We start from the raw sequence: 22627 nt of genomic DNA, 5'->3' as shown, positions 1-22627 counted from the left end.
TGGAGGGGTGTACCGGTTCCTGCTGACCCCACGATGGTGGGGGATCAACCTCTTCGTCGTGCTGGCCATCCCGTTCTGCGTGTTCATGGGCACCTGGCAGCTCGGCCGCTTCGAGGACCGTGTCGAGACGCACCGGGAGGCCGAGAAGCTGCCCGATCCGTCCACCCGGGCGGCGAAGCCGCTCGACGCCCTCCTCCCGGTCAGCACGGAGACCTCGGGCCGCCCGGCCACCGCGACCGGCCACTACGCCGACCAGTTCCTGGTGCCCGGCCGCGAGCTGGACGACAGGACCGGTTTCTACGTCCTCACCCTCCTGCGCACCGACGGCGGTAAGGCGCTGCCGGTGGTACGGGGCTGGCTGCCCGGCACTCCGGGGCGCACCCCGGTCCCGGCCGCACCGACCGGTGAGGTCACCGTGACCGGCGACCTCCAGGCGTCCGAGAGCGCGGGCAGCTCGGGCGCGCGGGCCTCGGGCGGGCTCCCGGACGGGCAGCTCGGGATGATCAGCGCGGCGTCGCTGGTGAACCTCGTCCCGTACGACGTCTACGACGCCTGGGTGACGCTCCCCGGCACGGGCGCGCCGGGTGGCGTCATGAAGCCCGTGCCGGCCGTCGCACCGCAGGGCAGCGGGCTCGATCTGAAGGCGTTCCAGAACCTCGGCTACACCGGTGAGTGGTTCGTCTTCGCCGGGTTCGTGCTCTTCATGTGGTTCCGGCTGATCAGGCGCGAGGCGGAGGCGGCGAAGGACCTCGCGCTGGGCCTCGTACCGGACACCGGGACGGCACCCGCCACAGCCGCCGCGCCCGCCGACACGGAAACTTCCGGTACGGACACGAAGACGAACACGAACACCGGCACCGACACCGAGACGAAGACGAACACCGACACGATCCCGGCCACGGACACCGGCGCCACCGGCTACGAGGCCCCGAGCATCCCCGTCCGGTAGATCGTCCCCGTACACGCGTTGGGGATCGTCGTCTCGGCGACCGGGGCGCCCGGTTCCGGGGTGTGCCGCACGGAGACGCTTCCCTCGCCCTTCGTACCGCTCCCGCCGTCGTCACCGCCCGGCTGCGGTTCCGCCCCGACGGGGCCCGTGTTCGGGCCGTCCGTCGTGGAGCCGCCCGGCCCTCCGGAGGGCGGCGAGGTCGGGGTGGGTGACGCGGCGGCGCCGGTGCAGCTCTCCTTCGGCACCCAGGCGAACCTCACCTCGTACGCCATGGCCGGCTTCAGCGTCACCGACGCCTCCTCCTCGGAGGGGTCGGGCAGTCCGGTGGCCGCGTCGCCCGCGGTGTGTTCGACGACATCGATCCTGGACCGGACGGCCGCTCCCCGCGCCTGGAACCCGACGATTCCCTTGCTGGTCACCGAGCAGCCCCGGTGCGACACGTTGGCGATCCGGAAGCTCCCGTACACCGTGCCGTCCGCGCCCGCGGCGCCGGTCGTGGCGGAGGCGACGCCCAGCTGTTCGGGGCCGCAGACCGGCATCGTGAGGGTTTCCGGGCGCGAGGGGTCCGCGGAGCCGCCGGTGGGTGAGGCGCCCGCCTCCGCGCCGCCGGCCTCGGCGGGGTAATCCACGCTGTCGGACTCGCCGTCGCCGCCCGCGTTCAGCTCGGTGCCGACGCCGTCGGACCCGCGGGTGCCCGTCTCCGCACCGGGTTCGGCGCCACTGCCGCCCTGGGCCTGTTCACCGTGGCCGGCGATCGAGGGCCGGTCACGGGCCGGGCCCTCGGAGTTCGCGACGTGCACGAAGGCCGGGACCCCCGTGCCGATGAGCAGCGCCGCGGCGGCCACCCCGACGACGGCCTGCCGCCGCCGGGCCCGCCGGGCCGGTACCGCCCGGTGCAGTTGGTCGAGGGAGCCTTCGGAGGGTTCGATGCTCCGTACCGCTCCGCGCAGCATCCGGCGCAGCGCGACCTCGTCCAGATCGGTGACACCGGTGGCGGCACGATCGGTGGCGCCGCCACCGGCCCCCCCGCCGCCGACCGTGGCGGGAACCCCGCCGCCGGTCCTCCCGCCGCCCGCACCGGGAACCCGGCCCCTGGCGGCCCCGCCGCCCGACGCGATCCCGAGCGGGCGGGCCGGATTCCGTACCGGGGCGGTGTCGGCGCAATCACCGGCCGCGTCCGCCCCCGAGCCCCGCCCCGCCGTTTCCGCGTCGCCCGCCGCGCCCGGCGCGTCCGACGTACCGTTCGTCGCCTCGTTCACCACGCCATGTCCGGATTCGCTCCGGTGCGCGCCGTCCGCGCCCCCATGCCCCGGTCCCTCACACACAGGTCCCTGCCCATTTCCACGCCCCGGTCCGTTCCCACGCCCACTCACGCCTGCGCCTCCATCACCACACGCAGAGCCGCTATCCCCCGGGAGCCGTACGCCTTCACCGAGCCGAGCGATATGCCCAGCGTCTCGGCGACCTGGGCCTCCGTCATGTCCGCGAAGTACCGCAGCACCAGTACCTCACGCTGGCGGCGTTGCAGCCCTCGCATCGCTTTGATCAGCGCGTCCCGTTCCAGTTGGTCGTACGCGCCCTCCTCGGCGCTCGCCATGTCCGGCATCGGCTTGGAGAGCAGCTTCAGCCCGAGGATGCGGCGGCGCAGCGCGGAACGCGAGAGGTTGACGACGGTCTGGCGGAGGTACGCGAGTGTCTTGTCCGGGTCCCTCACCCGGTTGCGCGCCGAGTGCACGCGGATGAACGCCTCCTGCACCACGTCCTCGCACGACGCGGTGTCGTCCAGCAGCAGGGCCGCGAGGCCGAGCAGCGAACGGTAGTGGGCGCTGTAGGTCTCGGTGAGGTGGTCGATCGTGGTCCCGGCCACCACGGAGTCGTCAGCGCCCTCGCGTTGCGACGGCAGCCTGGTGGGGCGCGCGGCCGGCAGGGGCGCGATCACCGGCATGCCACCGGGCGTACGCGTCCGGCGGCGCGGTCGCACCGAAGTGCCGCGCAGCGGACCCACCACTGTGATATCGAGAACCTCTGCCACGCCAGTTGGACACGTTTCCCCCCATCAGGGTTGTACGCGTACGGCAGCGCGTTCGGTACCGTGCGACATGCCCTCATACGTACCTGCTCTTCCCCAAATGCCCCTTACAAGCGCCCCGCCGCGCAAGAAGTGACGGCATAGACGCCTTCCGCCCGACCGTTGGTTGCGCCTGGCGGCGAGTTCATGGTCGAACACCGCGCCACCCCACCTCAAGAGGCTCAGACCAGTTACTTGCCCACAGAGCTTTCACAGATCCTACAAAACAGGTTCGATCAGGTGCGGGGGCGTTCCGCGGCGACAGATTCGGCGATCTGGGCCACGTTGAGCGCGGCGCCCTTACGGAGATTGTCGCCGCAGACGAAAAAGTCCATCGCTTGGGGGTCGTCCAGCGAGCGGCGGACCCGGCCGACCCAGGTCGGGTCGGTGCCCACGACGTCGGAGGGGGTCGGGAAGTCCCCGGCGGCCGGGGAGTCGAAGAGCACCACGCCGGGCGCGGTCGCCAGGATCTCGTGCGCGCGGTCGACGGTGACCTCGCTCTCGAACCTGGCGTGCACGGCCATGGAATGGGTCGCGACGACGGGTACGTACACACAGGTCGCCGTGACCCTGAGGTTCGGCAGGCCGAGGATCTTGCGGCACTCGGCGCGGATCGCCAGTTCCTCGGACGACCAGCCGTCACCGGCGTCCGTCCCGGCCCACGGCACGACGTTGAGCGCGACCGGCGCGGCGAAGGGGCTGCCCTGGGTGTCGCCGACGATGCGGCGTACGTCTCCGGGCCTCGTGCCCAGCTCGGTGCCCGCGACGAGCGACATCTGCTCGCGCAGCGACGCGACGCCCTCACGGCCCGCGCCGCTCACCGCCTGGTACGAGGAGACGACCAGCTCGCGCAGCCCGAACTCGGCGTGCAGGGCGCCGACCGCGACGATCAGCGACAGGGTGGTGCAGTTGGGGTTCGCGATGATGCCGCGGGGCCGGAGCCGCACGGTGTGGGGGTTGATCTCGGGGACGACCAGCGGCACGTCGTCGTCGAGCCGGAACACCGCCGAGTCGTCGATGACGACGGCGCCCTTGGCGGCGGCGATCGGGCACCACCGCGCGGAGACCTCGTCGGGCACCAGGAAGAGGGCCACGTCCACGTCGTCGAACACGTCCTCGGTGAGGTCGAGGACCGCGCTCTCCTCGCCGCGTACGACCAGCTTGCGGCCGGCCGAACGCGGCGAGGCGATCAGTCTCACCTCGCCCCAGACGTCCGCGTGCTGCGAGAGGATCTGGAGCATCACGCCGCCGATCGCCCCGGTCGCTCCGACGACCGCGAGCGTCGGCCCGCGGTTCATCGCCCGGTGCCCCCGTAGACGACGGCCTCGTCGGAGTCGCTGTCGAGCCCGAAGGCGGTGTGCACGGCGCGCACGGCCTCGTTGACGTCGTCGGCGCGGGTGACGACCGAGATGCGGATCTCGGACGTCGAGATCAGCTCGATGTTCACGCCCGCGTCGGACAGCGCCTCGAAGAAGCCGGCGGTGACGCCCGGGTTCGTCTTCATGCCCGCGCCGACGAGGGAGATCTTGGCGATCTGGTCGTCGTAACGCAGCGACTCGAAGCCGATGATGCCCCGGTTGCGCTCCAGGGCGTCGATGGCCTTGCGGCCCTCGGCCTTGGGGAGCGTGAAGGAGATGTCGGTCAGACCGGTCGACGCGGCGGAGACGTTCTGCACCACCATGTCGATGTTCACTTCCGCGTTCGCGATGGTGCGGAAGATCGCGGCGGCCTCGCCGGGCTTGTCGGGCACGCCGACGACGGTGACCTTGGCCTCCGAGACGTCGTGGGCGACTCCGGAGATGATCGCGTGCTCCACCTGCTGGTCCCCTTGCGGCTCGTTGCTGACCCAGGTGCCGCGCAGCCCGGAGAAGGACGAGCGGACGTGGATCGGGATGTTGTATCGGCGTGCGTACTCGACGCAGCGGTGCAGCAGCACCTTGGAGCCGGACGCGGCCAGCTCCAGCATGTCCTCGGAGGAGATCCAGTCGATCTTACGGGCCTTCTTCACGACCCGCGGGTCGGCGGTGAAGACACCGTCCACATCGGTGTAGATCTCACAGACCTCGGCGTCCAGCGCCGCCGCGAGCGCGACGGCGGTGGTGTCCGAACCGCCCCGGCCGAGGGTGGTGATGTCCTTCTTGTCCTGGGACACCCCCTGGAACCCCGCGACGATCGCGATGTTCCCCTCGTCCAGCGCCGTACGAATCCGGCCCGGCGTCACATCGATGATGCGCGCTTTGTTGTGGACCGAGTCGGTGATGACGCCCGCCTGGCTGCCGGTGAACGACTGGGCCTCGTGGCCCAGGTTCTTGATCGCCATGGCCAGCAGGGCCATGGAGATCCGCTCCCCGGCGGTCAGCAGCATGTCGAACTCACGCCCGGCAGGGATCGGGGATACCTGCCCGGCGAGATCGATCAACTCGTCCGTCGTGTCGCCCATCGCTGACACCACGACAACCACCTGGTTGCCGCTCTTCTTGGCATCGACGATTCGCTTGGCGACGCGCTTGATGCCCTCGGCATCGGCTACGGAGGAGCCTCCGTACTTCTGCACGACAAGGCCCACGTGCGCTCCTCGCTCGGTCCATTACTGCGGTCGGCTCAGTTTAACGAGCAGTCCGAAAACGCCTCGCCGATACCACATCCTGAGATGTTCCGCTCAAGAAATGATCACCGACACTCCGGCGCGGGCTGCTCGTAGGGGTTGCTGCCCGATGATCCGCACCGCATTCAGGATGTGTCCCACCCCACACCGCCGGGGCCGACCGGGGCCCGGCCGGTCAGCCCGCGTAATCCTTCAGCTTCTCCGTGTCGAGGACGACGCCGACCGGCTCGGGAAGCCCGGCCTCCGCCCCGAAGGGCCGGGACAGACGTCCGCGCGCCAGGTCCGGGGCCCGTCCACCGCTCGGTTACTTCACCGGGCGCAGGCCCAGCGGGCCCGCGATCTCCTCCACCATCACGCGGCCCGCCTCCTCCGCGAGGTCTTCCTCTCCGAGGTCCTGGTCCGTGTCCAGGCCGTCCAGCTCCTGGAGGGGCTGGTTCAGGCGGATGTGGGCGACCAGGGAGTGCAGGGCGCGCAGGGCGGACGAGGCGGTGGAGCCCCAGTTGGAGAAGTACGAGAACTGCCACCACCACATGCCCTCGGTGGTGCGGCCCGCGCGGTAGTGGGCCAGGCCGTGGCTCAGGTCCGTGACCAGGTCGGCCAGATCGTCCGAGAGGCGGCAGGCGACCGGCGGCTTGTGGGGCTCGTACGGGTCGAACACCTCGGAGTAGATGTCGATCGGCTCCAGCAGCCGCGCGAACCGCTCACGGAGGTCGTCGGGGTCCGGCTCGGCGCCCAGGTCCGGCTCGTAGCGCTCGTCCGGGAGGATGTCCTGGTACGCGCCGAGCCGGCCACCCGCCAGCAGCAGCTGGGAGATCTGGAGCAGCAGGAACGGAACGGCCTCTTCCGGTTCCTCGACCTTGGACACCTCGGTCACCGCGACGACGAAGGACTCGATCTGGTCCGAGATCTGGACCGCGAAATCGTCCGGATCCTGCGTGACGGAGTGCAGCGTGGCGTCAGACATCGAGGAGACCTCCCGTGGACACGGTCGCGGACGGTGAGTACAACCTAGCGCCGTCGGCGTCAGACATCGAGCAGTCGCCTCCCCTCGAACGCACGCCCGAGGGTCACCTCGTCCGCGTACTCCAGGTCACCGCCCACCGGCAGCCCGCTCGCCAGCCGGGTGACCCGCAGTCCCATCGGCTTCACCATCCGGGCGAGATACGTCGCCGTGGCCTCGCCCTCCAGGTTGGGATCGGTCGCCAGGATCAGCTCGGTGATGTCGCCGTCGGCCAGCCGCGCCAACAGCTCGCGTATCCGCAGATCGTCCGGGCCGACGCCCTCGATGGGACTGATCGCACCGCCGAGCACGTGGTACCGGCCCCGGAACTCACGCGTCCGCTCGATCGCGACGACGTCCTTCGGCTCCTCGACCGCGCAGATCACCGTCCGGTCGCGGCGCGGATCGCGGCAGATCCCGCACAGCTGCTCCTGCGCCACATTGCCGCACACCTCGCAGAACCTGACCTTGTCCTTGACCTCCAGGAGCGCGTGGGCGAGACGCCGCACATCGGTCGGCTCGGCCTGGAGGATGTGGAAGGCGATCCGCTGCGCGCTCTTGGGACCGACGCCGGGCAGCCTGCCCAACTCGTCGATGAGGTCCTGGACCACGCCTTCGTACACGGAACGCCTTCCTGTCGGTTCGGTGCTGTCTGTGTTGTCTGTGCGTCCGTGCCCGTACGTGTTCCGCGCGGGTCACGTGTCCCGTACGGGTACGGGTCAGAACGGCAGGCCCGGCATTCCGCCCAGTCCCTGCGCCAGCGGGCCCAGCTTCTCCTGCTGGACGCGCTGCGCGTTCTCGTTCGCCGCCTGGACCGCCGCGACCACGAGATCCGCCAGTGTCTCGGTGTCCTCGGGGTCCACCGCCTTCGGGTCGATCACCAGAGCGCGCAGATCGCCCGAGCCCGTCACCGTGGCGCGCACGAGTCCGCCGCCCGCCTGACCTTCGACCTCGGTTCTGGCAAGCTCTTCCTGGGCCTCCGCGAGGTCCTGCTGCATCTTCTGGGCCTGCTGGAGCAACTGCTGCATATTGGGCTGGCCACCACCGGGAATCACGGTCACTCCTGGCATTTAGACGACGAATGTTTCGGTGTTCCGAGCCTACGTGGTCACCGGGCAGCGCGCCCCACTCGCCCGGCGGCAACTCTTTCGGGTGAGATTTCAGCAGCGACGGTTGAACTCCTATACCTGATCACGGCCCTTAAGCACCCGGGAATACCGCGCTTTTGACCCCATGGCCCACCATTCGGCGGTAGGAAGAGCACAGGCCCGGTACCCACATGCGCCTCGCTCGTCACGCAAAGTTACCTGGGCCGGGTAGCCGGCCGTGCGCGCAGAACCAGCAGAAGCCGACCGCAGTAGATACACGCGACACATGAACGCGTCGATTCGCAGAGTGCAGAGGAGTGCCCCGGTGAGTCAGCCGGAGATGCAGCCCGAGGGGCCGCCCCGCAACGAGTCCGGCTCGTCCGGGCCGTCCGGGTCGGACTCCGGTGCGAGGGCCCGGGACCTGACAGGGACACCCTTCCCGCTCGGCGACTGGGGCGAACCCGCCGAACGTCTCGACGAGCTGTACCGCTGGGTCGAGGCGAGCGCGCTGCGCACCGCCGACTGGTACCTCCACGAACGGGTCTGGAAACGCCGTGGCGCGCGGCTCCTGCGGCTCGGCACGGCGGCCGGTGTGGTCTCGGGCGCCGCGCTCCCCCTGCTCGACGCGACGCAGTCGGTGCACGGCTCGGCCGGCTGGGGCTATCTGTCGCTGCTGCTGGGCGCGGCCTGCATGGCGTGCGACCGCTACTTCGGCATGACCTCCGGCTGGATAAGGAATGTCGCGACGGCACAGGCCGTGCAGCGGCGCCTCCAGGTGCTCCAGTTCGACTGGGCGTCGGAGTGCGTGCGGGAAGTGCTCGGTCCGACCGAGGGCACGGCGAGCGAGGCCGCCGACCGCTGCCTCGGGGTGCTGCGCCGCTTCTCGGAGGACATCACGGAGCTCGTACGGTCCGAGACGGCCGACTGGATGGTGGAGTTCCGGGCCGGGCCCGCCCCGATGGGGATGCAGGCCCTGGTCTCGGGCAGCGGCGGGCGTACGGAACAGGGCACACCGCCCGGCCGGTACCCGATGCCCCCCGTGACCCGGCCGAACATGCCGCGCCAGCGGCCCCCGGAGTCGCCCCGCTAGCCGGGAAACCAGGGGCCGTGCGTGGCCGAGAAGCGGAACGGGGACGGGGGGACAGGGCGGCGGAGGCCGTGGGGACGGCTGGGGCGGTCGGGACGGCTGGGGCGGTCGGGACGGCGGAGGCGGTCGGGGCGGCGGAGGCGGTCGGGGCGGATGGGAGCGTCGGCTCAGCTGAAGATGATCATCGAGCCCTGGGCGAGGCTCCGGGTCGCCGCCGCGTGCAGACCCAGCCAGACGTGCCGCTCCCGGGCGAACGGTCCGTCGTCGTACGGGACCGGAGCGGCGGGCTCCTCCAGCGAGGTGGGGTGGTCGGGGGGCAGCGGCGCGGCCGGCGGGTTCGCCGGGTCGATGCCGATGGCCGGGGCGACGAACTCCAGTTCCCTGAGCAGCCCGTGCGCGGACCCCACCGGTCCGCCGCCCGCGAGCAGTTCGTCGTTGGAGAGGGGGACGGGGAAGTCGACCGGGACGTACGCCCCGGCGTGGTCGTAGTGCCAGACGAGGTGCGACTGCTGGGCCGCCTGCTCGAACATTTCGAGGAGTTGTTCGTAGTCCCCGCCCAGTTCGTCGACGGGGGACACGGCGAGTCCGCTCAGCCGGAGCAGATGGGCGCGGCGCAGGAAGTGCAGCGCCTCGTAGTCGAACCCGGCCACGGGAGCGACGTCCCCGGACAGTCCCGGCATGTACGGATAGACGGGCACGGACGGCAGCCCGGCGTCGTTCAGCGCCCTGTCGTAGAGGGCGAGCTCTTCGGCGAACGGATTGTCGGGGCTGTGGCACAGCACATCGACGAGGGGGACCAGCCACAGGTCACAGGCCACGAAGTCTCGCTCTCCAACGGGTTTCCCGGCGGCGGTTCGGATCGTCCGACGGGATTGCGGCAGGGTGCACCGAAGTGCGACGGCGTTCCGCACGGCACGGCGGGGCTCAACAGCGCCCGGCGGTTCGCGCGATGGTCAAGCAAGCGTAATGCGAGGGGTACGCGTCGGACAGGGCCCCCCGCACCCCCGGTTCGGTCCCGGTCCGGTCCCGGTCCGGTCCCGGTCCGGTCCCGGTCCGGTCCCGGTCCGGTCACCTGGTCCCGGTCCCGGCTCCGTCCCTGGCCCGGTCCCGGTCCGGCCCCCGGCTCCATTCCGGCTCCGCTCCCGTCCCCGGTCCCGGCTCCGCCCTCCGCCCACGTGCCACCGCGGCTGTCAGGAACGCCCGGGTCGTTCGGGTCGCTCCGATCGGTCGGGCGGGTCCAACGGGCATATGTGGCGCATCTGTTGGACCGGGTCGACGGGCCCGGTGAATCGGCCGGGGTGTTCCGGGTTCCCGGCGGCGAGCCGGGCCGCCCAGGTCATCGCGTGGGTGTTGTACGCGTCGACGACCACGCCCACCGCCTCGCGGTCACCGGCCGCGATGGCGGTGACCAGCTCCGGGTGACGGTTCCACAGCCAGTCCCGTACATCGGCGTCACCGCGCAGATACGGCACGGCGAACACCCATGCCTGGACGCGCAGTCGGTGCAGGAAGTCGGTGATGTACGAGTTGGACACCAGGGCGCCCAGCTCGCGCCAGAAGCGGAGGTCGTAGCCGATGAGGATGTCGAGGTCGCCGCCACGGGCCGCCCGCGCGGCCTCCTCGGCCCTGCGGCGCACGGAGATCAGCTCGGTGACGTGCCCGGCGACGATCCGGGAGATCGGCGGGTCCTCCCCGTCGAACAGGGTGCGGTAGACCGCGTCCGTCACCAGCGCGCGGGCATCGACCATGGACCGGTAGTCGGCGACGGTGAACTCGTGGACCCGGAAGCCGCGGTGCTGGTCGGATTCGAGCAGCCCCTGGGCCGAGAGATCGAACAGTGCCTCACGGACGGGGGTCGCCGAGACCCCGTACTGATCAGCGATCTGCTTGACGGTGAACTCCTGCCCCTGACACAGGCGTCCCGCGAGGACCTCGTCACGGAGCGCGTCGGCGATCTGCTGGCGCAGCGTACTGCGCGTCACGGCTGCGCTCGCGCACATGGCGTCCCTCTCCCTCTTGGCTTCGGTCACCATAAGCCCAGGTCCGCCCTGCCCGAATCCGGGCAGGCGAAGGAGCCCGTATCCCGTCGGGCCTCGTCCGGCATCCGCTCCCGTACTCAGTCCGTACCCGGCCCGTGTGCGACTCACATCCGAGTGCCGAACACCAGGACCGTGCCGGTCCCGCCCGGCTATTCTCAAGCCGCGTCCGGCGTGTCGTCGTACGGGGGAAGGGCTGCACACCATGGAGAACCTCGGGTCCGGCGACCCACAGCGGATCGGCGCGTACCGCCTGCTCGGGCGGCTCGGCGCGGGTGGCATGGGTCAGGTGTACCTCGCCAGGTCCGACCGGGGCCGTACGGTCGCGATCAAGCTGGTACGCGGCGAGCTGGCTCAGCAGCGCGAGTTCCGCGACCGCTTCCGCCAGGAGGTGCGGGCCGCCCACCGGGTCGGCGGCAGCTGGACGGCGCCCGTCCTGGACGCCGACACCGAGGCGCCCGTGCCGTGGGTCGCCACCGGATATGTCGCCGGGCCCTCCCTCCAGACGGTCGTCACCGGGCGGGCGGGCGCCCCGGTGGGGCCGGCGTCGGGGGCGTACGGACCACTGCCGGAACGTTCCGTTCGCATCCTGGGCTCCGGTCTCGCCCACGCGCTCCAGGACATCCACACCGCCGGGCTCATCCACCGCGACCTCAAGCCGTCGAACGTCCTGCTGACGATCGACGGGCCCCGGGTCATCGACTTCGGCATAGCCCGCGCGCTGGAGACCGTCACCGACGGCGGCCTCACCCGCACCGGCGCCCTGGTCGGCTCCCCCGGATTCATGGCGCCCGAGCAGGTGAAGGGCGAGCGGATCACCCCGGCGTGCGACGTGTTCTGCCTCGGCTCGGTGCTCGCGTACGCGGCGACGGGCCGACTGCCGTTCGGCGCGAAGGACAGCGGGGCGCACGCCCTGATGTACCGGATCGCGCAGGAGGAACCCGATCTGGCGCGTCTCCCCGTGGGTCTGCGTGATCTGGTCCACGACTGCCTCGCGAAGGACCCGGAGGCCCGCCCGACGACGGCCGCGATCCTGGACCACCTGGCCGAGGCCGGGGGAGGGGCAGGGAACGGGGGCGGGGGCGGCGGCGAGCCCTGGTTGCCGGGTGCGTTGATCGCCCAACTCGGCCGACACGCGGTGGGGTTGCTGGATTCCGAGGACCCGGAGACGATCGGGGACGCGGCGCGTCCCGGCGAGCGGCCACCGACGGTTCCCGAGCAGGACGCCGCTCCCGCCACGCCCTTCCCCCTACACCCGCCGACGGCATCGCCGTCCGCCGCGCCCCCGCCGTCCGTTCCCCCGTTGTCCGCTTCCCTGCCGCCCGTGGACCCGCAGTACACCCCGCCGTACCCGCCCACCGCCGTCCCCGCCACGCCGCCGGACGGACCACACGCCTTCCCCACCACGGCCGGTCCCGTCGCTCCCCCGCCCCCGCCGCCCGGCTACGGCCATCCACAGCAGCCCCCGCCCCCGCCCGGCTACGGCTATCCGCAGCACCAGCCGCCCGCGCCCCTGCCCCCGCTCGCCCACGGCTCCACGCCCCCGTACGGTCCGCCGTACCCGACGCATCTCGGCCCCGTCCCCACCCCCGAGCCGGAGCGCCGCCGCGTCAAGGGCTCCACGATCGCGCTCGTCGTGGTGGCGATCCTGGTCGCGGTCGGAGCGGGCGGTTCGGTGTACGCGTTCATGAACGGCGACGACGGGAACTCCGCCGCCCCCTCCCCCACCACGTCCGCCACACGCGCGGACACGGAGACGGGCACCGAGGGCGGCTCCCCCGACCCGTCCCGCTCGCCGTCTTCCTCGCCCTCCCCCGACGAATCCGACCACGAGGGCTCGATCCCCAGCGGCTATCTGGGCAGCTGGTCGGGCACCATCGACGGCGCGGCGGGCCGGTCGACCCGCGAACTCGTCATCCGGCAGGGCGAGGTGGGAGAAACGGTTCTCACCCTCACGGCCAAGGGGCCCACCGACACGGGCGGCTCGTACCGTTGCGTCTTCCAGGCGGACCTGGAGTCGGAGCCTTCCCCGGACGCCCCGATCCACGTCGGCCCGTCCGTGGTCACGGTCGGCGAACCGATGACGTCCTGCACCCCGGGCAGGCCGACCACGCTCACCCTGCTCCCGGACGGCACCCTCCGCCGCGAGACGACGGACACCGGGGAGCGGGTCACGTACACGAAGACGGGCTGACGGGGACGGGGACCGCGCGTGCCTGGGATCGCGGTCCCCCGGCCCGAGCGGCTGGTCAGCCCTGAGGCACGGCCCCCAGGGCGGCCAGGTCCGGATCACCGAAGGCCGCGCGCAGCGCCTCGAAGGCGGCGACCTTGTCCGCGCCGAAGCGGCCGACCTGGACGGCGTACTTCTCGGGCGGGACGAACCTCGGCGGTGTCGACTTGCTGTGGAACTTGTCCGCGTACATCACCAGCTTCTCCTCCGTCGACACGGCGACGTAGTCACCGGGCGGCAGCGGGAGGCCCTGACGGGCGATGTCGTCCCGGGTGAGGCCCACGCCCGTGTGACAGGAGCAGAACCGGCGCAGCGGCTCTGGGAATCCCTCCCGCTCCAGGATCTCGTGCCCGAGCAGGCCGTGGCGCAGGTAGTTCGGGTAGTCCAGCGTGCCGTGCTCGTCGTAGAGCCGATAGACACCGATGTCGTGCAACAGGCATCCGGCGCGGACCAGTTCGGGTTCGATACCGGCGAAGGCACCGGTACCGCCGCCCGGCACCGCGTCGGGGGCGAGCCGGGAGGCTCCGATCAGCTGCTCGGCGATGCTCCACACCGTCTCGCAGTGCGAGTGGACGAGGTCGAACGCCTCGGCGGTGGGTGCGTACTTCTGGTGCAGCGCACGGATCTCTGCGGGGCTCGGAATCCTCATCGGGGGAGCGTAACAACCGTGAGGGGCGGGGCTTCGTGGTCGGGGCGCGGCCCACCGGACAGAGCGGCGCCTTCGGTCCGCGCGACTGCCCGTACGACCGCGGGTTCCGGGCGGCGGTCTCCATGAATCCGGAACCGGAGTCCGAAACCGAAGTCCGGAACCGAAGTCCGGAACCGAAGTCCGGAACCGAAGTCCGGAACCGAAGTCGGGAACCGAGGTTACGGACGCGCCGGGCCGCGAGGGGGCGGGCACGCCTCACGCCCGTCCCCTCATCCACCCGTCCGACACCGGTCGTCCGACACCGGTCGTCCGGTCGTCCGTCCCGGGACCCCCCTGTCCGTCGTCGTCTGCCGCTGTCCGCCGTACGAGCGGGCGGGCGGGCGGGTCACTCCGTCATGGCCGGCCTCACAGCTCTCCGGCCAGTCCGCGTACGCCCTCCATGGCGCGGGTGTACAGGGTGTGGCCGAAGGTGACCCTGGCCGCCCCCAGCTTGCCCAGTTCCGCCGGACGCGGGCCGCCCGGCAGGCACAGGGCGTTGACCGGCCGGGTGACGCACTCCGCGATGTCGGGCAGGAGTTCCACCGGGGCCAGGATCGGGAAGATCACGTCGGCGCCCGCCTCGATGTAGCGACGGGCCCTGCGCACCGCCGACTCCACCGACCGGTCGCCGTACAGGAAGGTGTCGACGCGGGCGTTGAGGACGAGCCGGTCGCCCGCGGCCACACTGACCTCGGCGAGCCAGCTCGCGTGCTCGTCGACGTCCCTGAGTTCGCCGGTCAGCGGCTCGGAGTCCTCCAGATTGCAGCCGACCACGCCCGCTTCGAGCAGCCGGTCCACGATCTCCCGCGGTTCCAGTCCGTAACCCGCCTCGATGTCGGCCGTCACCGGTACGTCGACCGCGCGTGCGATCCTCGCGATCGCCGCGAACATCTCGTCGGCGGGGGTGCGCCCGCCGTCCTCGTACCCCAGCGTCGCCGCGACCGCGCCGCTGGACGTGGCGAGGACGGGAAAACCCCTCTCGGCGAAGGCACGTGCGCTTCCCGCGTCCCACACGTTGGGGATGACCAGGGGGTCCTCGGGGTCCGTACGTTCATGCATGGCCCGGAACGACTCGGCGGCCTTCGGGTCGGTCATGTGGTTACCTCCTAGTGGGCGGATGTTGGGCATACAGGTCAGCCAACTCCCGCGCCAGATCGATCGCCTGACATCGGTTCAGTCGCGGGTCGCAGGCTGTTTCGTACCGGACCGGCAGGTCCTCGGGGGTGACCCCGGGGGTTCCGCCCAGGCACTCGGTGACGAGCATGCCCGTCAGTTCCGCGTGAACTCCTCCCGGACGCGTGCCCAGGTGGGCGTGCACCTCGAAGAATCCCCGGACCTCGTCCATGATCCGGTCGAAGTGCCGTGTCTTGTGACCACTCGGCGCCACGAAGGTGTTGCCGTGCATCGGATCGCACAGCCACACCACCCTGGCGCCCGACGCCTCGACCTTCGCCACGAGATCCGGCAGCACCTCGCGCACGACGTCCGCGCCCATCCGGGAGATGAACGTCAGCCGGCCCGGGATGCGCTCCGGGTCGAGCCGGTCGACGATGGCCAGGGCGTCGTCCGGGGTGCTGGTGGGGCCGAGCTTCACCGCGACCGGGTTGCGGATACCGGCCACGAAGTCCAGGTGCGCGCCGTCGAGTTGGCGGGTGCGTTCGCCGATCCACACCAGATGGGCGGACAGGTCGTAACCGCCCGACGGGGTGTCGCGGGTCAGCGCTCGCTCGTACTCCAGGACCAGCGCCTCGTGGCTGGTCCAGAACTCGGTGCCCCGCCGGGCCGCCAGGGCGCGCAGCAGGTTGAGCGTGGTCGCCGAGATCCGGTAGCCCCGGTAGAGGCGCGCGGCGTCGGGTGTCCGCGACCGAGGGGTGAAGGCGAGGCCGTTGACCAGGTCGCCCCGGTAGGCGGGCAGGGTCTCCCCGTCCCGGGTCTCCAGCGGGCTGGACCGCGGCTTGGCGTACTGGCCCGCGATCCGGCCGAGTCGCACCACGGGCAGCGCCGTACCCTCGGTGATCAGGGCCGCCATCTCGTCCAGGGCGCCGAACGTGCCGCGCACATGCTCCTCCGACACGCCGTCGAAGGTCTCGGCGCAGTCACCGCCCTGGAGCAGCACGGCCTCACCGCGCGCCACGGCGCCCAGCCGGTCGCGCAGCCGGTCGCATTCCTCGGCGAGCACCAGGCCGGGCAGGGAGCGCAGTTCGTCGGAGACCGCGCGCAGCGCCGCCGGGTCGGGCCAGTCGGGACGCTGGGCGACGGGCCGGGTCCCCGGTGCGCCGAGAGCGGTCCCGGTGTTCCCCGTGGTGACCGTCATGTGGTTCTCCCCTCCCGCAGCGCCCGGTCGACGAGTGCGCCCGCGGCTCCGGTGTACTGGGCGGGGTCGAGCAGCGCGGCCAGCTCGGCGGCGCTGAACACCCCGTGTATCTCGGGTAGTTCGGTCAGCACGGCGCCGAGTGCGACGCCGTCCCGGTCGGCGCGCTCGGAAGCGCGGGTGAGCAGTTGCTTGGCGGTCACCTTGCCCAGTCGTGGTGCGAGGACCGCGGCGATCCGCTCGGAGACGATCCGGCCGCCGGTGATCCCGAGGTTGTCCCGCATCCGCTCCGGGTGGATGCCCAGTCCTTCCGTCAGCTCGACCGCGGTGTGGGCCGCCCCGCCGGTCAGCCGCAGGCATTCGCGCAAGGGCAGCCATTCGGCGTGCCACGCCCCGGCGGAGCGTTCGTCCTCGGTGGACAGGCTCTGGGTCAGCACGGTGGCCAGGCACGGCACCTGGAGCGCCGCGGAGCGGATGAGGGTGGCCAGGACCGGGTTGCGTTTGTGCGGCATCGCGGACGAGGCACCGCGTCCGGCCGGGCCCGGTTCGACGGCCTCGCCGATCTCGGTGCGCGCCAGCACCTGCACGTCGAGGGCGATCTTTCCGAGCGCCGCGGCGGTGTACGCGAGCGCGGCGCCGAGGTCGGCGAGCGGGGTGCGCAGGGCGTGCCAGGGGAGTACGGGGGCGGTGAGCCCGGTCTCCCGGGCGTAGGCGGCGGTGAGCCGCTCCTGGTACTCGCCGGGCGTCGCGGCGCTGCCGCCGATCGCGGCGTGCTCCAGATAGCCCGCGAGTGTTCCGGCCGCGCCGCCCAGCGAGACGGGCAGCCCGTCGCGGACCCGGGTCAGCCGGTCGGCGGAGTCGAGGACCAACTGCCGCCAGCCCGCCGCCTTGAGGCCGAACGTGGTGGGCACGGCGTGCAGCGCGAGGGTGCGCCCGGCCTGCGGGGTGTCCCGGTGCCTGACGGCGAGGTGGGCGCACGCGTCGGCGGTGCGGCGCAGATCGGCGATGACGCCCGCCAGGGTGCGGTGGGCGACGAGCATCGCCCCGGTGTCGAAGATGTCCTGGCTGGTGGAACCCCGGTGGACGTACTCGGCGGCCTCGGGGTCGGTGGCGGCGACCACCATCGTGAACGCCGCGACCAGGCCCACGACCGGGTTGGCCGTCTCGCGGGAGGCCACGGCGAGGGCGCGCGGGTCGAGCCGGTCGGCCCGCGCCGCCGCGGTGATCGTGGCGGCCGCCTCGGCCGGCAGGGTGCCGAGCCCGGCCTGGGCGCGGGCGAGCGCCGCCTCGGCGTCGAGCATGGCCTGGAGCCAGGCCCGGTCGCTGGTCGACGCCTCGGCCGGGGTACCGGCCCGGACGGGCGACAGGATGCCGGAGTCGAGCGGGTCCGGCAGATCCGCCGTGTCGGTCACGGCCGGAGCGGCCCCGGACCCCGAGGAGTGGACGGCGCCGGCCACCGCGTGCGGGGCCCGGATGGCCGTGGCGTCGGGGGCGGAGTCCGTGGGTACGGCCCCGGCCCTGGTGTCGGGCTCCGTGGCCACGGCCTCGGCGCCGCGATCTGCCGACGCCGCCCCGGCGCCGGAACCCGACGGTGCGGTCCCGCCCCCGGCATCGAACCCCGCCGGTACGGTCCCGACCCCGGCATCGGGCTCCGTGGGCACGGTCCCGGCCCCGCGATCCGCCGATGCCGCCCCGGCGCCGTAACCCGCCGGTGCGGCCCCCGAGGCCGCGACCCGCGCGTCCATCCCTCCCTGGGCGACCCGCGCATCCATCCCTCCCTGGGCGACCCGCGCATCCATCCCTCCCTGGGCGACCGGGGAGGCCGCCCCTCCCCGGCCGTCCGGCTCCCGTTCGGCGGCCGGTGGCTCGCCGCCCCGTACCTCCCGGGCGGACGGCAGCGACAGGACCGCCGCCGCGATGGCGTCGGAGTCCTCCAGCGTCACCGAGCCCACGCCCGGCCTGATCCCGGCGGCGGTGACCCAGTGCACGGATTCGGTGGGCACTCCGTAGGCGAAGCGCCGTGGATGTGCCCGGCCCTCGGCGTCGAGCAGCCGATAGGGCCGCTCGGTCACCGCGAGCCCGCCCGTCTCGTACCGCGTACCGTCCTCGCCGGATATGCGGTACGGGGCCGCCTGTCCGGTGTCGAGCAGGTGGCGCAGGAGCGGATCGGCGGTACGGCTCAGGTCGGGTTCGGGCAGCCGCGCCTCGACGAGCGCCGTGGCCCGCAGCCGGACCTCGGGGAACGCAGCGGAGCGCACGACGAAGGCCGCGCCTTCCGCGTCCGCCACGGTCTCGACACGCATCCCGGGCCCGGTCGGCTCGACGATCCCGGCCTCGACGAGGGCGATCAGCTCCTCGATGCGGGAGGCGGGTGGCCCGATGGAGAGGAAGGCGTTGAGCGGGGTGTACCAGCCTTCGAGTTCGTCGCGGTGCGAGGTGCCTTCGAGCCCGCCGTGGTCGACGGCGAGCCGGATCTCGTTGCGCAGGTCCCGCAACACGTCCAGCGCGGCCTTGACCGGTCCGGAGACATTGCCGAGCCGCGCGTGCGCCACATCGGCGCGCAGGTGCTCCAGGAGCCAGCTCCGGAAGTCGGTGTGGTCGGTGAACGCCCGCTGTTCGTGGGGGCGTTGGAGGCGGTCCCAGGACCAGAGGTCGGCGTCCGTGATGCCCGCCCCGGCCAGCAGCCGCGCCTCCTCGGGGCCCGCCGGGACCCGCAGGTAGCGCTCCGCGAAGGCGGCTCCGTCCGCACCCCGGGCGGTGAGCAGCGTCGCGTAGTAGACGCTCTCCACTTCCTTGGTGATCAGCGGCCACAGATCGGCGCGGAACCGCACCGGGTCGCCGCCACGGGTCCGTTCGCGCAGCGCGGTCGCCCGCTCGGCGGTCAGCAGCCGGGGGACGTGGCGCCCGTGCGGGCCCTTCTCGTTGTCGCCACGGGCGTGGTACGGGATTCCGCGCCGTGAACCCGCGTACAGCCGGGGCTCCTCGCCCGAGGCGCGGTAGACCAGGCGGTCCCCCTCGCGGACGAAGGAGCCACCGCGGCCGAGCGTGAACAGGGCCATGTAGTCGAAGAAGTTGAGCCCCAGGCCGCGCATCGCGACGCCCTCACCGGGCCGGACGGCCTCCAGGTCGACGTCGGCCGGGTTGGCCGGTGGCAGATAGGTCAGCGTGTGCCGGGCCGCGAAACGGGCCAGCTCCGCCTCGGTGCGGGTCGGCTCGGCCGGTACGTGGCCCTGCGCGAACACCACCGCGTCCAGCCCGGTCAGCCGGGTGCCGTCGGCCAGCAGCACCTCCTGGGGGCCGTGGGGCCCGCCGTCCTGCCCGTCCTGGCCCACGGGCGCGTCCTGTACGGCGACGGCGCGCGACGCGTGCACCCGGACGGTGATGTGCGCGGGCGCGGTGTCGACCAGGCGCTGGAAGACCCACTCCAGATAGCGGCCGTAGAAGGCCCGGGTGGGATACGAGTCGGGCCCCAGGGCGCGGGCCTCCGCCAGGGCGGTGTCGTCAGGTCCGCCCGCCGGGGTCTCGCCGCCGGAGAGCAGCCGCTGCGCCCACTCGTACAGGCTCGGCCCCTCCTCGATGGGGCCCGCCATGGTCACGCTGGCGTCGGTGAAGACGCTGACCTGCGAAGCCACGGTGTTCATCAGGAGGTGACCGGACTGCCCGGTGCGCCAGACCGCGCCCGCGCCGGGCGTCGCCGGGTCGACGACATGGACGGTCAGCCGTTCACATGACGGGGACTTCCGCTCCTGGGCGCACAGCCGCTCCAGTACGGACACACCGCGGGGCCCGGCCCCGATGATGGAGAGTTCCGAAAGTCTGCTGTTCACGTGTTCGTTCTCCGCGTGACGTGGGACGGATGGACGGAAGACGCGCGGGCCTGTCCGTCCGTCGCCGGAGCGAGAGCGGAAGGAACAGGTCCGGGGCGCGCGCAGACGGTTTTCAGACCTGGAGCCCGTTCCACCCGATGTCATTTGTTGCCGACATGTGAAGCGAATTCCAGCCAATATCATCAGCCCCGCCCGACAGCGCGATCGAGCCACCGAGGGCGAGAAGGAGAGCGACACCGAGTACATCGGTGACCAGACGCGTACGGATCGATTGCACGTACATAAAATCCCCCCAAAGCATAGATTTTCATCCCGTTCCACGCACCCGGCAGCCCACTCCTATGAGCGAAAGGGAGAAGCGGCGCGAATGACCGGAAGTGGAATTCTTGATACCGCTCAGCGGACGCGTCGAGACCGGTCGACGATGGAAAGGAATGAGCCTGGAAACGACACTCCTCAGGACAAGGCTCTTTCCAGCCACACCAACACGCCCGTACGATCCCGCTGTTGACCCTGTCACCCCTGGAGCATTCGCGGATGATCACGGATACTTCGGGTCAGTGCAATGCCACGAAACGGGGGATTCAAATGGGAACAAAGAGTCACACAAGATCGGCGCGCGGTGCCGCGCCCGACACCCCGAACCGTTCTAAGCATCCGGTCGGCGGAGGGCTCGGCGACATCGCGGTGAGCCCCGGGGAGACCATGCTCCGGATGGCGGAGACGCTCACCGAGCTGTCCCGGACTCTCGCCGTCCAGACCGCGCCCCGGCCCGGGACCGACGGTCCCGGCACGCCGCACGGGGCGTCCTCCGGAATCGGTTTCGTCTACGTCAAGGGGCTCCCGGAGATCGCCGAGGCCATCCAGCGCGTGGTGGACGGGGCGCGGAAGGAGATCCTGACGGCCCAGCCCGACGGGCCGCGCCCCGGTGCCGTGCTGGACAAGGCGCTGGCCGGGGTGCGCGCGCAGATCGACGCGGGCGTGTTCATGCGCACCCTCTACCAGCACAGCACCCGGTTCGACGAGCCGACCAAGGATTACGTGCGGACGGTCGCGGGATACGGCGCCCAGGTCCGTACCCTCGCGGAGTTCTTCGACCGGCTGATCATCGTCGACCGGCACACCGCGTTCATTCCGGCCAATGCCGAGCGCACCGTCATGGTGCTCGTCACCGAGCCCGCCGTGGTGAAGTTCCTGACGGACATGTTCGAGCGGGCCTGGGACCGGGCCGAGCCCTACCCCTTCCTGCCGGTACGGGCGGCCGACGCGGCCGCGGAAGTGATCCCCGACATGCGGGACACGATCCGCAAATTACTGATCGAGGGACGTTCCGACCGGGAGATCGCCCGCCGGCTCGGGCTCAGCCTGCGTTCGCTCCAGTCGCACATCGCGCGGCTCAAGGACGAGTACGCCGCGCAGCACCGGCTGCAACTCGGCTATCTGATGGGGCGGGGCGAGGCGACCGGGAAGCCGCCCGGCCCTCCCCGCCAGCCCTGACCCTCCGCCGCCGGCACACGGCTTCCGGGTGGTCGCGGACAGTTGACGGCGGGATCTTGCGAGGCGCCGACGCACCTCGTAGGGTTGTCGCAGCGACGCCCCCGAGCAGTCAACTCCTCGGATGCAGGCGCGCATTACCCATCCCCATGCTTGCGCCGAAGCGCGCGTCGACCGGTTTCCGGTGGCGTGCCCCCGGTGTCGGAAGGTGCCGCGTGCCGCCCTTTTCCCTTGCTGCCAACGAGAACCCCCATCCGCCCCTGCCCTCGGTCCGGGAACTGCTCCGGGACGAAGGCGGCCGGATCAACCGCTACCCCGACCGGTCCGTCACCGAGCTGACCGAAGCGCTCTCCGCGCACCTCTCGGTCCCCGCCGCGCATCTCGCCGTCGGCGCCGGCTCGGTGGGCGTCACCGCGCATCTCCTGCACTCCGTGCTGGGGCAGGAGGGCGGCGAAGTGGTGTACGCCTGGCCCTCGTTCGAGGCGTATCCGCACCTCACGGACCTCTACGGCGGCACCGCCGTGGAAGTGCCGCTGAGGGCGGACCACAGTCACGACCTGGACGCCATGGCCCGTGCGGTGACCGACCGGACCAGGCTCCTGTTCGTCTGCACCCCCAACAACCCCACCGGGACCGTCGTCGATCAGGCGGAGCTGGAACGCTTCCTGGACCGGCTCCCGGCCCATGTGCTGGTCGTCCTCGACGAGGCGTACCGGGAGTTCGTGCGTGACGCGCGGGCCGTTCCGGACGGCATCGCGCTCTACCGTGACCGGCCGCGGGTGATCGTGTTGCGCACCTTCTCCAAGGCGTACGGACTGGCGGGGCTGCGGGTCGGCTTCGCGGTCTGCCACGAACCGGTGGCGGCCGGTGTCCGAAGGTCGGCCGTTCCGTTCGGCGTCAGCGCCATGGCACAGAGCGCGGCCGTGGCGTCACTGGCGGCCGAGTCCGAACTCCTGGAGCGAGTGGAGGAGTTGGTCAAGGAACGGGACCGGGTGCAGGACGCACTGCGCGAGGCCGGGCTCGACTTCCCGCCCTCGCAGGCCAACTTCGTGTGGCTGCCGCTGGGCACGGCCACCGAGGACTTCGCGGCCGCCTGCGAGAACGCGGGCGTACGGGTCCGGGCGTTCCCCGGAGAAGGCGCCCGGGTCACCATCGGCGAACCGGAGGCCAACGACATCGTGGTACGTGTCGCCGCGCGCTTCGCCGGCCCCGGCTCCGCCTGAACACCGCCGGCCGGGCCGACC

18 protein-coding genes and 2 pseudogenes are annotated in these 22627 nt (G+C 71.9%); 5 read left to right on the top strand and 15 right to left on the bottom strand.

The features are described from left to right. The first annotated feature begins 7 nt into the window (after positions 1-7). The gene (locus PZB75_RS17195) at positions 8-949 is read left to right on the top strand and encodes an SURF1 family protein (protein ID WP_275536187.1); all 942 of its coding nucleotides are present in this window, start codon (positions 8-10) and stop codon (positions 947-949) included. Here the strand turns inward: PZB75_RS17195 and PZB75_RS17190 are convergent. The 7 genes from PZB75_RS17190 to PZB75_RS17160 form a co-directional block, all read right to left on the bottom strand. Next, entirely contained in the window at positions 919-2208 is a 1290-nt protein-coding gene (locus PZB75_RS17190; protein WP_275536186.1) for a hypothetical protein, read from the bottom strand. The two genes, PZB75_RS17195 and PZB75_RS17190, sit on opposite strands and share 31 nt — an antisense overlap. A 110-nt stretch (positions 2209-2318) precedes the next feature. After that, a complete protein-coding gene (locus PZB75_RS17185) occupies positions 2319-2894 on the bottom strand; it encodes a SigE family RNA polymerase sigma factor (protein WP_275536185.1) in 576 nt (191 codons plus the stop codon). A gap of 359 nt (positions 2895-3253) precedes the next feature. Next, a complete protein-coding gene (locus PZB75_RS17180; protein WP_275536184.1) occupies positions 3254-4315 on the bottom strand; it encodes an aspartate-semialdehyde dehydrogenase in 1062 nt (353 codons plus the stop codon). After that, positions 4312-5583, bottom strand: coding sequence for an aspartate kinase (locus PZB75_RS17175; protein ID WP_275536183.1), 1272 nt, complete (start codon positions 5581-5583; stop codon positions 4312-4314). Before PZB75_RS17175 ends, PZB75_RS17180 begins: the two co-directional genes overlap by 4 nt. Before the next feature lie 343 nt (positions 5584-5926). Beyond that, positions 5927-6586: a DUF5063 domain-containing protein gene (locus tag PZB75_RS17170; protein ID WP_275536182.1), complete on the bottom strand. Its 660-nt coding sequence runs from the start codon at positions 6584-6586 to the stop codon at positions 5927-5929. A gap of 59 nt (positions 6587-6645) precedes the next feature. Next, complete coding sequence (gene recR, locus PZB75_RS17165) at positions 6646-7245, bottom strand: recombination mediator RecR (RefSeq protein WP_275536181.1); 600 nt, start codon at positions 7243-7245, stop codon at positions 6646-6648. A gap of 96 nt (positions 7246-7341) precedes the next feature. Next, positions 7342-7677 (bottom strand): YbaB/EbfC family nucleoid-associated protein, encoded by a 336-nt coding sequence (locus tag PZB75_RS17160; protein WP_275538743.1) that lies wholly within the window; start codon positions 7675-7677, stop codon positions 7342-7344. Between the two features lie 358 nt (positions 7678-8035). Between PZB75_RS17160 and PZB75_RS17155 the strand changes: the two genes are divergently transcribed. Further along, positions 8036-8800 (top strand): SLATT domain-containing protein, encoded by a 765-nt coding sequence (locus PZB75_RS17155; RefSeq protein WP_275536180.1) that lies wholly within the window; start codon positions 8036-8038, stop codon positions 8798-8800. A gap of 164 nt (positions 8801-8964) precedes the next feature. On the opposite strand, the gene PZB75_RS17150 is transcribed toward PZB75_RS17155, so the two are convergent. Both PZB75_RS17150 and PZB75_RS17145 read right to left on the bottom strand, forming a co-directional pair. Continuing rightward, a complete protein-coding gene (locus tag PZB75_RS17150; RefSeq protein ID WP_275536179.1) occupies positions 8965-9615 on the bottom strand; it encodes a hypothetical protein in 651 nt (216 codons plus the stop codon). Between the two features lie 372 nt (positions 9616-9987). Further along, positions 9988-10797, bottom strand: coding sequence for a GntR family transcriptional regulator (locus PZB75_RS17145; RefSeq protein WP_275536178.1), 810 nt, complete (start codon positions 10795-10797; stop codon positions 9988-9990). Positions 10798-11038: 241 nt separating this feature from the next. On the opposite strand from PZB75_RS17145, the gene PZB75_RS17140 reads away from it, so the two are divergent. Continuing rightward, on the top strand, positions 11039-13027 hold the full coding sequence (locus PZB75_RS17140; RefSeq protein ID WP_275536177.1) for a serine/threonine-protein kinase: 1989 nt from the start codon (positions 11039-11041) through the stop codon (positions 13025-13027). Between the two features lie 55 nt (positions 13028-13082). Here the strand turns inward: PZB75_RS17140 and PZB75_RS17135 are convergent, their stop codons facing one another. The 6 genes and pseudogenes from PZB75_RS17135 to PZB75_RS17115 form a co-directional block, all read right to left on the bottom strand. Continuing rightward, positions 13083-13712 (bottom strand): HD domain-containing protein, encoded by a 630-nt coding sequence (locus PZB75_RS17135; protein ID WP_275536176.1) that lies wholly within the window; start codon positions 13710-13712, stop codon positions 13083-13085. Between the two features lie 405 nt (positions 13713-14117). Beyond that, positions 14118-14846: an isocitrate lyase/phosphoenolpyruvate mutase family protein gene (locus PZB75_RS17130; protein WP_275536175.1), complete on the bottom strand. Its 729-nt coding sequence runs from the start codon at positions 14844-14846 to the stop codon at positions 14118-14120. Between the two features lie 4 nt (positions 14847-14850). Next, complete coding sequence (locus PZB75_RS17125; RefSeq protein ID WP_275536174.1) at positions 14851-16065, bottom strand: 3-deoxy-7-phosphoheptulonate synthase class II; 1215 nt, start codon at positions 16063-16065, stop codon at positions 14851-14853. After that, positions 16062-16346 carry a hypothetical protein gene (locus PZB75_RS32050; RefSeq protein ID WP_343286280.1) on the bottom strand — a complete coding sequence of 95 codons (285 nt, stop codon included), beginning with the start codon at positions 16344-16346 and terminating at the stop codon, positions 16062-16064. The genes PZB75_RS17125 and PZB75_RS32050 overlap by 4 nt, the downstream gene beginning before the upstream one ends. Before the next feature lie 180 nt (positions 16347-16526). Beyond that, a pseudogene (locus PZB75_RS32045) lies at positions 16527-17378 on the bottom strand (lyase family protein); the annotation flags it as partial. A 579-nt stretch (positions 17379-17957) separates the two neighbouring features. Continuing rightward, a pseudogene (locus PZB75_RS17115) lies at positions 17958-19889 on the bottom strand (FAD/NAD(P)-binding protein); the annotation flags it as partial. 714 nt (positions 19890-20603) lie between these two features. Between PZB75_RS17115 and PZB75_RS17110 the strand changes: the two are divergent. Further along, positions 20604-21386 (top strand): LuxR family transcriptional regulator, encoded by a 783-nt coding sequence (locus PZB75_RS17110; protein ID WP_275536173.1) that lies wholly within the window; start codon positions 20604-20606, stop codon positions 21384-21386. A gap of 146 nt (positions 21387-21532) precedes the next feature. Further along, the gene (locus PZB75_RS17105) at positions 21533-22606 is read left to right on the top strand and encodes a histidinol-phosphate transaminase (protein ID WP_343286244.1); all 1074 of its coding nucleotides are present in this window, start codon (positions 21533-21535) and stop codon (positions 22604-22606) included. Positions 22607-22627 lie beyond the last annotated feature (21 nt).

This window comes from Streptomyces sp. AM 4-1-1, assembly GCF_029167625.1.
GTDB lineage: Bacteria > Actinomycetota > Actinomycetes > Streptomycetales > Streptomycetaceae > Streptomyces.
Note: the sequence above shows the minus strand (reverse complement) of the source record. Positions and strands in the feature narration are given on the sequence as shown.

Bases quoted from the DNA above. Each gene is read 5' to 3' on its own strand.
- PZB75_RS17135 (WP_275536176.1), bottom strand. From the start codon at position 13,712: ATGAGGATTCCGAGCCCCGCAGAGATCCGTGCGCTGCACCAGAAGTAC.
- PZB75_RS17105 (WP_343286244.1), top strand. From the start codon at position 21,533: ATGCTTGCGCCGAAGCGCGCGTCGACCGGTTTCCGGTGGCGTGCCCCC.
- PZB75_RS17180 (WP_275536184.1), bottom strand. From the start codon at position 4,315: ATGAACCGCGGGCCGACGCTCGCGGTCGTCGGAGCGACCGGGGCGATC.
- PZB75_RS17145 (WP_275536178.1), bottom strand. From the start codon at position 10,797: ATGTGCGCGAGCGCAGCCGTGACGCGCAGTACGCTGCGCCAGCAGATC.
- PZB75_RS32050 (WP_343286280.1), bottom strand. From the start codon at position 16,346: ATGCGGGACAACCTCGGGATCACCGGCGGCCGGATCGTCTCCGAGCGG.
- PZB75_RS17140 (WP_275536177.1), top strand. From the start codon at position 11,039: ATGGAGAACCTCGGGTCCGGCGACCCACAGCGGATCGGCGCGTACCGC.
- PZB75_RS17125 (WP_275536174.1), bottom strand. From the start codon at position 16,065: ATGACGGTCACCACGGGGAACACCGGGACCGCTCTCGGCGCACCGGGG.
- PZB75_RS17170 (WP_275536182.1), bottom strand. From the start codon at position 6,586: ATGTCTGACGCCACGCTGCACTCCGTCACGCAGGATCCGGACGATTTC.
- PZB75_RS17130 (WP_275536175.1), bottom strand. From the start codon at position 14,846: ATGACCGACCCGAAGGCCGCCGAGTCGTTCCGGGCCATGCATGAACGT.
- PZB75_RS17185 (WP_275536185.1), bottom strand. From the start codon at position 2,894: ATGCCGGTGATCGCGCCCCTGCCGGCCGCGCGCCCCACCAGGCTGCCG.
- PZB75_RS17110 (WP_275536173.1), top strand. From the start codon at position 20,604: ATGGCGGAGACGCTCACCGAGCTGTCCCGGACTCTCGCCGTCCAGACC.